Origin of the sequence: Oikeobacillus pervagus (assembly GCF_030813365.1) — a bacterium.
Classification (GTDB): Bacteria; Bacillota; Bacilli; order Bacillales; family DSM-23947; genus Oikeobacillus; species Oikeobacillus pervagus.
Window position 1 is genome coordinate 20,714 of record NZ_JAUSUC010000037.1, and the last position, 9,391, is coordinate 30,104.

The 9,391-nt window shown below is 37.3% G+C and carries 10 protein-coding genes and 1 rRNA gene; 7 read left to right on the forward strand and 4 right to left on the reverse strand.

Annotated elements, in window-relative coordinates; genetic code table 11:
* Positions 1–54 precede the first annotated feature (54 nt).
* On the reverse strand, positions 55–969 hold the full coding sequence (locus J2S13_RS12790) for an iron-hydroxamate ABC transporter substrate-binding protein (protein ID WP_307258159.1): 915 nt from the start codon (positions 967–969) through the stop codon (positions 55–57).
* Complete coding sequence (locus J2S13_RS12795) at positions 966–1,763, reverse strand: ABC transporter ATP-binding protein (protein WP_307258160.1); 798 nt, start codon at positions 1,761–1,763, stop codon at positions 966–968. The genes J2S13_RS12790 and J2S13_RS12795 overlap by 4 nt, the downstream gene beginning before the upstream one ends.
* A 170-nt stretch (positions 1,764–1,933) precedes the next feature.
* Here J2S13_RS12795 and J2S13_RS12800 point away from each other — a divergent pair, with 170 nt between their 5' ends.
* The 4 genes from J2S13_RS12800 to salA all read left to right on the forward strand — a co-directional run bounded on the left by J2S13_RS12800 (position 1,934) and on the right by salA (position 5,858).
* Positions 1,934–2,983, forward strand: coding sequence for an NAD(P)/FAD-dependent oxidoreductase (locus J2S13_RS12800; protein ID WP_307258162.1), 1,050 nt, complete (start codon positions 1,934–1,936; stop codon positions 2,981–2,983).
* Positions 2,984–3,162: 179 nt separating this feature from the next.
* Positions 3,163–3,615 (forward strand): DUF2521 family protein, encoded by a 453-nt coding sequence (locus J2S13_RS12805; RefSeq protein ID WP_307258169.1) that lies wholly within the window; start codon positions 3,163–3,165, stop codon positions 3,613–3,615.
* Between the two features lie 66 nt (positions 3,616–3,681).
* Entirely contained in the window at positions 3,682–4,398 is a 717-nt protein-coding gene (gene cwlD / locus J2S13_RS12810) for an N-acetylmuramoyl-L-alanine amidase CwlD (protein ID WP_307258163.1), read from the forward strand.
* 398 nt (positions 4,399–4,796) lie between these two features.
* The gene (salA, locus tag J2S13_RS12815; RefSeq protein ID WP_307258164.1) at positions 4,797–5,858 is read left to right on the forward strand and encodes an iron-sulfur carrier protein/transcriptional regulator SalA; all 1,062 of its coding nucleotides are present in this window, start codon (positions 4,797–4,799) and stop codon (positions 5,856–5,858) included.
* Between the two features lie 364 nt (positions 5,859–6,222).
* Here salA and gerD read toward each other — a convergent pair whose 3' ends face one another.
* Complete coding sequence (gene gerD / locus J2S13_RS12820) at positions 6,223–6,858, reverse strand: spore germination lipoprotein GerD (RefSeq protein WP_307258165.1); 636 nt, start codon at positions 6,856–6,858, stop codon at positions 6,223–6,225.
* Between the two features lie 142 nt (positions 6,859–7,000).
* On the opposite strand from gerD, the gene J2S13_RS12825 reads away from it, so the two are divergent.
* Positions 7,001–7,651: a KinB-signaling pathway activation protein gene (locus J2S13_RS12825; protein WP_307258166.1), complete on the forward strand. Its 651-nt coding sequence runs from the start codon at positions 7,001–7,003 to the stop codon at positions 7,649–7,651.
* A 226-nt stretch (positions 7,652–7,877) separates the two neighbouring features.
* On the opposite strand, the gene pdaB is transcribed toward J2S13_RS12825, so the two are convergent.
* On the reverse strand, positions 7,878–8,627 hold the full coding sequence (gene pdaB / locus J2S13_RS12830) for a polysaccharide deacetylase family sporulation protein PdaB (RefSeq protein ID WP_307258167.1): 750 nt from the start codon (positions 8,625–8,627) through the stop codon (positions 7,878–7,880).
* 140 nt (positions 8,628–8,767) lie between these two features.
* Between pdaB and J2S13_RS12835 the strand changes: the two genes are divergently transcribed.
* Positions 8,768–9,001, forward strand: a complete 234-nt coding sequence (locus tag J2S13_RS12835) for a hypothetical protein (protein ID WP_307258168.1) — start codon at positions 8,768–8,770, stop codon at positions 8,999–9,001.
* Positions 9,002–9,310: 309 nt separating this feature from the next.
* Positions 9,311–9,391 (forward strand): 16S ribosomal RNA (locus J2S13_RS12840); the annotation flags it as partial.

Genomic DNA, 9,391 nt, shown 5'->3' on the forward strand with positions numbered 1-9,391 from the left:
AACCAGATGTAGAGTCAGAATTTAAACCTATGTTTATAGGACAGCCAGGTAATTTTACTTATTTAGAAATGATTTCTCGAAAAATTTTAGTTGCTTTTCTAATGTGATTGGGTCAGTAAAGGAAGCTCCATTCCCAGTTAATTCAAATACTCGATTGTTTTTAACCGCAGGAATATTTTTGTACGTATCTGTGTTTTGGAAAGAGTTGTCAGCATTAGAATATTTACTAAGAACGATATAATCCCCAGCATATTCTGGAAGAACTTCAGCAGAAATCGTGTAGTAGCCAGACTTCAATGCGACTTCCTTAACCTTTTCAGGCATTTTCAATTTCATTGATTGGTATAATATCTCGGTTCCGCGGGCCCAGTTATTTCCGAAAACATACAGATCTTTATTGAAACTTTCGATGACAGATACAGTTGCATCTTCGCCAATTTTTGCGCGAATTTCATCTCCGGTAGCTTCAGCATGTTTTTTAAAGTCATTTACCCATTCTTTCGCTTCTTTCTCTTTATTCAAAAGCTTTCCAATTTCAATATGTTGAGTTAAATAATCAGCTTTTCCCCAAGTATATGTAACGGTTGGAGCGATTTTTTTTAATTTATCGATGTTTTTAATATTAGACAATCCGATGATTAAATCAGGCTCTAGTTCAATAATTTTTTCCAAGTTTTCATCTGAAACTTCTTGAACATCTTTTAATTCTTCTTTAAAAGTGGGGTTATTCTTTGACCATACATCGACACCGACGACATTCACTCCAAGGTGTAAAATATTTCCTGTAAAACCTGAAAGCGAAATGACACGTTTCGGATTTGCTGGTACTTCTACAGGGCCATTTTCAGATTGATATGTAATGGTACCTTCTTTGTTTTCTTTCGCTTCTTTCTTTTCTGTGGATCCATTACTGCATGCACTAACGATTAATACAAATAATAATAAGAAAGGGATGAGTACTTTTTTCATTTTTGGGGCTCCTTTACTAAGTTGTAGGTGATGCACATCGGTTTGTTTGTTCTGGGATCTCTTCCGATTTCAGCATCGATTGAAAACACTTCCTTCAAGACATCAGAACATATGACTTCTTCACAATTTCCTGCTTTGACAATCGCACCATCCTTCAATGCGATCATATAATCGGCAAAGCGGGCAGCTTGGTTTAAATCATGAAGAACCATAATAATTGTTCGTCCCTGTTCTGAGTTTAGTTTTTGCAAAAGCTCCAATACCTCTAATTGATGGGCCATGTCTAAGTAAGTAGTGGGCTCATCAAGGAAGATCATTTCTGTTTCCTGAGCAAGAGCCATTGCAATCCAAACGCGTTGACGTTGACCACCAGATAGGGCATCAACAGGGCGATACTTATAGTCTTGTGTCCCTGTTACTTCAAGTGCCCAGTCAATGACTTCATAATCCCTCTTAGTGAGTCGCCCGAAGCCCTTTTGGTAGGGGAAACGGCCGTAAGACACAAGTTCTCCTACTGTTAAACCGCTTGAACTTTCCGGTGTTTGTGGAAGAGTGGCGATCTTTTTAGCAAGGGTCTTTGTGTTTTCTTTTGCAATATTTCCTCCATCCAAAATAACTGAACCAGAACGATGAGGGATGATACGGGTCATAGCCTTGAGCAGAGTCGATTTTCCACAACCATTTGAACCGATAATCGTTGTGATTTTTCTGTCAGGAATTTCTATGCTTAGATCCTTTACGATAAGCCGATCATCATAGCCTATACTTAAGTCATCTGTGTACAGCCGAATCATTTATGTAACCTCCGATTGCCATTAAATTGATAATGATTCTCAAAATCAATCTCTAAATAATATAATTCGAACTAATTATTTTGTCAATATCTATTGTGAATTCCAGCACAAAAGTGTAGGATTAATTGAGAATGATAATCAATAATAAATAATGAATTGGAGTGGGGGAAATGGGTCAGAAGGAATTATTTGATGTAACCATTATCGGAGGCGGTCCAGCAGGCCTTTACTCCGCTTTTTATAGCGGTCTTAGAGAGATGAAAACAAAGCTTATTGAATATCAACCGTATTTAGGTGGGAAAATACATGTCTATCCAGAGAAAATGATTTGGGATGTAGGAGCATTGACGCCCATTCCAGGTGAAAAATTAATTCATCAACTAGTGGAGCAAGGATTAACTTTTGATCCTGAAGTCATCTTGAATGAGAAGATTGAATCGATGTCAAAAAATGATGAAGGGATCTTTGTATTAACAGCAGCTTCTGGACAAAAGCATTATTCTAAAACAGTAATCATCGCTGTCGGTGGTGGAATATTGAATCCACAGAAGCTTCAAATAGAAGGTGCTGAACGATTTGAAGTAACGAATTTAAATTATACCGTGAAATCTTTAAAACGATTTAAGGATAAAACAGTCATTATTTCGGGAGGAGGAAATTCGGCCATCGACTGGGCAAATGAATTAGAGCCCATTGCCAAAAAAGTGTATGTAACCTATCGGAAAGAGGGCTTGGCTGGTCATGAAGCCCAAGTTACACGACTTATGAACAGTTCTGTTGATTGCTTTTTTCAGACGACCATCACAAAACTCATCGCGAGTGACAATCATGAGGTCATTGAACGGGTGGAGTTAACGAATCATGAAACAGGGGAGATTACCTATTTACCGGTTGATGAAGTGATCATTAATCATGGTTATGAGCGAGATGCAACATTGCTTGAACAGAGTGAAATGAATATTGAGATGATTGATCAATACTTTATTAAGGGGAATTCTGTTAGTGAAACCTCCATTGAAGGCCTATATGCCGCGGGAGATATTTTAAAACATGACGGGAAAGTACATTTAATTGCTGGTGCTTTCCAAGATGCAGCGAATGCGGTCAATAGAGCGAAAAAGTATATTCAGCCGGAAGCGAGCCAATTCGCGATGGTTTCCTCTCACAATGAAGTGTTTAAAAAACGTAATCGGGAGTTAATTAAACAAACGCTTGATTAATAAAAGGATTGGTCTTTGTTATCGGATAGATGAAGGGTAAACAAACGTTTGATTTTCCCCCCTTTTACATAATGGCAAATTAGAAAAAGATCCATTTACAATTACCAATGATTGTGAACCCTACTATTGTATAGTTTCCCCCCTTTTTCAAAAAATACAGAGAAAGGGGGGTGGGCAATATCGATAATGTCATTACTTCTTTTGAAACGAAACAGAGAGAAAAACAAATCAAAAATGAAAGAAGATTATTAAAGGAAATCTCCATAAAATCATTAAAGAAAAGTGTGCAAGATCACTTTGGAAATATAAAAATAAATGGCGGTATGTTGATGGATGAAGGATTTGATGAGGCTTGCTTTGATGTAGCGATCGAGGCTTTTTTGTTAGGAGGGCATTTTAGTAAATTTGGCTATTATGGAGAAGAAGTTGTGTATGTTCGAGACCGCTGTTCGAATGAAATTCATCATTTAACCGATACTTTGTATAACTTCTGGTTGTATTGGAGCCGAATGGGGTTCACCAATTCAGTCAATGATGAAAGCATCCTGTACAAATGTGAACATTTTGTTAGTCAATGGTGGGAGGAAGGGTTTGAAAAAGGTAAACTCCGCCGTAAATTACGATTACAATAACTTAGTTCTAATGTTCTTTCTTGTCCCATATATTTTATTAGCGAGGACAAGGAAGGGGAAAGTTGGATGAACCGGAAAATAAAAATGACAGCGTTTATTTTAGGGAGTATATTGCTGTTTCTTTTGTTTCAATTAAAATTTTTAGATAATAATTCATGGAAATCCTGGAATCTCCCGTTATCTGGAAAAATCATTTATCTTGACCCGGGACATGGTGGGCCAGATGGTGGTGCTGAAAGAGAAGGCATAGTGGAGAAAGATATTGCACTAAATGTGGCAAAAAAAGTACGAGACTACTTACAAGGACAAGGTGCTCTGGTTATTTTAACACGTGAAAAAGACGAAGATTTAGCGTCACCAGAAACAAAAGGTTATAGTCGAAGAAAAGTAGAAGATTTAAAAAAGAGACTAAAGTTGATCAATGAATCAGATGCGGATCTATTTTTAAGCATCCATTTAAATTCGATACCTTCTACTAAATGGAAAGGTGCTCAAACATTTTTTTCTCCTCATTATAAAGAAAATAAAAGAGTAGCGAAGTTTGTTCAAGATGAACTGGTATATAATTTAGAAAACACCGATCGTTTAGCGAAAGCGATTGATGGCATTTACCTTATAAACCATGCCAAAAAACCAGGAGCTCTCGTTGAAATAGGATTCTTATCCAATCATGAAGAGCGAAATAATCTTAAGTCTGACGAATATCAGGAAAAAGTCGCAGCATCTATTTACAAAGGGATCCTACGGTATTTTACTGAAGATCAAGCCGATTCAACTAAATGAACGGCTTTTTCGTCGTTAGGAAACTATAAAATATAGAACGGTGGGGAACCTTTAAAAAATGTTGTCCACGGAAGTTCACAGCGCCCATCGTCTAGCGAGTTTCTCCGTTTTCTCCCTCCGATAAGTCAATATCAGCTCGTGAAGGACCTCGCTCTCGTTTCCTTTATTTCAGTCTAAACTTGTGAAATCCGTACGCCGATGAACAGGCGCTTCCGCTTTTGTCCTCATGATGTAAAAAACCTCCATAAACCTACCGAAGAAACGGTTTAATTTTGGAGCGCTCCCCTGCTCATTAATGATTTTTATTAAGGTATCTATGACTCCTAATTCGTCTATATTATATGGTATACTGAAAATGGCGTGAATGAATGTATACAACAAAAGGATGGTGTCTAATCATGGTTACAGAACAACAAGTTGAAAGCTTGTTAAAGGGGTTAAAAGATCCATTTTTACATAAAACATTTGAAGAAACCAATGGAATACTCGAAATCAAGGTGAAAGAAGAAAAAAATCATGTAAGTGTGAAGGTAGCCTTAGCAAAGACGGGTACTGCTGAACAATTGCAACTGCAAACAGAAATAGTGAATTTATTAAAAGGTGCAGGAGCGGCTACTGTGGGGATTCGCTTTGCTGACCTGCCGGAAGAGGAATTGAAAAAGCATGGCGATGTTCTTAATGCTTCCAACTCTTCTGAAGGGATATTAGGACCAAACAGTAAGACAACCTTTATTGCTATTGCTAGTGGAAAAGGGGGCGTAGGGAAATCTACTGTTTCTGTGAATTTAGCTGTTGCACTAGCAAGATTAGGGAAGAAAGTGGGACTGATTGATGCCGATATCTATGGATTTAGTGTTCCTGATATGATGGGGATTACGAAAAGACCTGTTGTTCGTGGGGAAAAGATTTTTCCGGTTGATCGCTTCGGTGTGAAAGTCATTTCTATGGGATTTTTTGTAGAAGATAATGCCCCTGTTATTTGGCGTGGCCCGATGCTTGGAAAAATGTTGAATAATTTCTTTTCTGAAGTGGAGTGGGGAGATTTAGATTACTTACTTCTTGATTTACCTCCAGGAACAGGAGATGTCGCTTTAGATGTACATTCGATGCTTCCACATTGTAAGGAAATTATCGTGACAACACCTCATCCGACAGCAGCGTTTGTTGCAGCGCGTGCAGGTGCGATGGCCTTACAAACGAGTCATGAAATCATGGGTGTCATCGAAAATATGTCGTATTTCGAAAGTCGCTTAACAGGAGAGAAAGAATTTGTCTTTGGACAAGGTGGGGGAGAAAAGTTAGCTGAAGAACTAAGAACGGAACTACTTGGGAAACTGCCACTTCAACAACCGGATTGGAATGATGAGGATTTTGCTCCATCCATTTATGCAGAAGATCACCCAACAGGGAAAATATATGGAGAAATGGCGAAGAAAGTTGTAGACATTCTTTCAAAATAAATAAAAAGGGGAGGCAGATGCCTTCCCTTTTTGTGCTTGTTTAGGATTGCGGACGGGAATCCTCTACCTCTTTAGAGTAGAGATGAGAGTACGCTTTTGTCGAAATCCCCTTGTGGGATGGCAAGACAAAACATGATATACTACTTACAAGAACGAGTGTTCTTTGAAAACTGCATTATATGGGGTTGTGGTGAAGAAAGAACAGTCACCACGTAAAATAATGCCTGTCATGTGGGAAAGACCCACTCATTTGAAACCATTGCAAGGTTCGGAATGAACCTTCGTGGAGGGCAGGTCGATAGACCGCCCGATGAAGCGAGAAGCTCAGTCAATTCATTGACGGGTAGTTCACGAAACAAAAGTTTTAACCTCCCCCGCCACCTTGTTGATCTTGACCACCTTGTTGATCGGATTGGCCCCCTTGTTCTTCGCCACCCTGTTCTTTTTTATCTTTATCGACTTGCTCAGTAGCGGCCTTTAACAAAATATCTTGAATTTTCGCTTTATATAAAGGACTTTCAAAGGTTTCGGTTATGACTTTTTGGAGATGTTCACGATATTCTTTACTTTTAACTAATTTAGATAATTCCTTTTTAAATTCTGGATCATTCATAATGCTAAGCATCATTTCTTGATATTCAGGATCTTTCATTAAGTCTTTAAGAAGCTGTTCATTTTCTTTCTTCATGCTTTTAGCGATTGCTTCAGAAAATTTAGGGTCACTGAAAGATTTCTTCCAAAATTCTTCTCCTTTTTCATTTGTCATGGAATTCTTGATCGCTTCCGTGACAACGCCACTGTCCATCACCAATTCTTGTTTGACTTTTTCATCTTTTAGGATTTCTTGGATGGCTTGCTTTCCTTGGTCAGATTTTAATATATCAACAATCATTTTTTTAGTTTGATCGTAATCCATTTGTCCCCCGCCTGTTTCTCCCCCTTCCGCACAAGCAGAAAGGAAAAAAACGACTAATAGAAGCGGCACAAAGATCATCCTCATATTAAAGCCCCTCTTTCATCAATTTCCTTAATTTTAATATGAGCTTGGAATGAAAAAATATTCGCCAGTTATAAGCCTAGATTTTTCTATTATTGGTTGGTACAATCATAAGAGCATATTAAAATGTTAGGGGATTAGAAAAGTGACGATCCGTAATTGGGTGAAATTTTTTTGGCATACTTTAATGGTGGGTGGAATGACTTCTGCTGTTGTAGGTTTTATCGTTCGATGGAATGAATTCTCCCCACTTTTTTCGAATATGGAGATTAAGGAAATATTTTCAGTCCTAATGTGGTTAATAGGAATAGGTTTTACCTTTAGTGTCATAAGTCAAATGGGGTATTTTGCCTATTTAACGATTCACCAATTTGGGGTAAAAATGTTCCGCTCTCTATCTCTATGGAACGCAATTCAATTTGTGTTGATTGCTGTTGTCCTTTTTGACCTTGTCTACTTCCGCTTCCAAGCCTTTGCAGATAAAGGGGAATCCATTGTTCCTTATTTGAGCTTAGCGGCGGTACTCCTTATAGTAGGGGTCATTGTTGCCTATCTTAAGGCAAAACAAACGAATAAACAGATGTTTATTTCTGCTTTATTTTTTATGGTTGTCGTAACGGTACTTGAATGGTTACCTGTTTTACAAGTGAATGAAAAGAGCTGGCTATATTTAATGATCCTAACCTTATTACCTTGTAATGCATATCAGTTATTAATGTTACCTAAGTATACGGACATGGTAGGAAATGAAACAAAAAATAAATCATCTGTCGAACAGAATAAAGGAAAAAAATAGCGAAGTCATAACGGCTTCGCTATTTTCTACTGCTATAAAATCTAGAGCTGTGGATCATCCTTTAAAAATGTGTCCACATCCCGCTTAAAGCGCCGATCGTTTAGCAAATTTCTCCGTCTTCTCCCTATGATAAGTCAACATCAGCTCGTGAAGTGCCTCGCTGTGTTACCTTTATCTCAGTCGAAAACTTGCGAAATCCGTACACCGATGATCAAGGCGCCTTCGATTAAGGGACGAGAGTGGTGTGGACTTTTCCGTTTGTCATCATGTCAGACACTGTAACAAAATCACCTTTATCCTTTATTCGTTGTATGAGATCAGGTAATGCCTTTTTTGTTTGCTTGGCAGAATCAGAGGCATGGAGGAGGATGATATCTCCATTCCTAGCCTTAGACCCATTTTCAATGATTTTATTCACTCCCGGATTTTTCCAATCATTCGTATTTACACTCCAATGGACGATCGTGAGTCCATATTGGTTAGCAATTTGAATGACCCTTTTATCAAAATGACCTGTAGGCGCGCGCAGCAATTTAATATCCTTTACCTGGAGCTTTTTAAACACTGCTTGAGCTTTTTGAATATCCTTTCTAATTTCTGAATTCTCAAGACTTGTATAATCTGTATATGAATATCCAAGTATTCCGATTTCAAATTTATTTTCCACTATTTTCTTCACCAAATCAGGATGCCTTTCCGCCCAAGACCCAGATAGAAAAAAAGTGGCTCTATTTATATTGTTTTTAATCAGTGTTTCGATAATTGGTTCGGCTCTTTCATCTCCCCATCCAAGGTCAAACGTAAGGGCAATTCCGTTTTCTCCTTTATAGATTGCTTTGGGGCCATCTTTCACAGAGAATACAGGAATATGGACAATATTTTGAGTGAATAATAAAACCGCGGTAAAAAAGGAAATTAAAACAATTAGTAGTGTATTTTTTATCTTTTTTCCATTTAAGACATAAATAAAGTTCATTTCCTACCCTCCATAGACAAGTCTTTACTTCATCCTATGTAAATAGAAACAGATAATATGACCGTAAAAAAATAAATGTAATAAAAATAAGCATTATTGAAAAAACTACAATTACCAAAAAATTGAAGGAGCGAAATTATATGCTTGGATTATTAATCAACAAAAAAGAGAAGCAGGAAATTCATTATTTATTAAAACGGGAAATGGATGAAATTTTATTCGATCTTGAGGATCACCGCATTGACCATGTCATAAAGAGATCGATGAAGGAGCGCTATAAAATCTTATTCGATTTGTTTAAACGAGTGGCATCTCACCAAGAATGTATGAAATATGTTATGAATAATAAAGTGAAAAAAAGGAAGTCTGAATAATATTCTTAATGACTCTGATAAGAGCTGGCAAGTTGTTACATAGATGTTTCCATATAATTTGTAGTGGTAATGAAAAATGTTTGAATAAAAAAAGAAAATATATGTTGACGATTATTAATAAAGCTGATATATTAGTAAATGTCTTTCGGAACAACTTATTAAAAAATAAAAAAAAGTGTTGACAGCACTTTGAAGACTTGTTATTATAGAAAAGTCGCTGTCGAAAGATGGTTGATCTTTGAAAACTGAACAAAACGAAGCGTAACCATAATGTTTTAACAACGTTATTTTTTATGAGCTAAATCAAATTCTTTGGAGAGTTTGATCCTGGCTCAGGACGAACGCTGGCGGCGTGCCTAATACATGCAAGTCGAGCGAACCAATTAAGAA

Coding starts and splice junctions, on each gene's coding strand:
- J2S13_RS12790 (WP_307258159.1), bottom strand. CDS start 969: ATGAAAAAAGTACTCATCCCTTTCTTATTATTATTTGTATTAATCGTT.
- J2S13_RS12795 (WP_307258160.1), bottom strand. CDS start 1,763: ATGATTCGGCTGTACACAGATGACTTAAGTATAGGCTATGATGATCGG.
- J2S13_RS12800 (WP_307258162.1), top strand. CDS start 1,934: ATGGGTCAGAAGGAATTATTTGATGTAACCATTATCGGAGGCGGTCCA.
- cwlD (WP_307258163.1), top strand. CDS start 3,682: ATGAACCGGAAAATAAAAATGACAGCGTTTATTTTAGGGAGTATATTG.
- salA (WP_307258164.1), top strand. CDS start 4,797: ATGGTTACAGAACAACAAGTTGAAAGCTTGTTAAAGGGGTTAAAAGAT.
- gerD (WP_307258165.1), bottom strand. CDS start 6,858: ATGAGGATGATCTTTGTGCCGCTTCTATTAGTCGTTTTTTTCCTTTCT.
- pdaB (WP_307258167.1), bottom strand. CDS start 8,627: ATGAACTTTATTTATGTCTTAAATGGAAAAAAGATAAAAAATACACTA.
- J2S13_RS12835 (WP_307258168.1), top strand. CDS start 8,768: ATGCTTGGATTATTAATCAACAAAAAAGAGAAGCAGGAAATTCATTAT.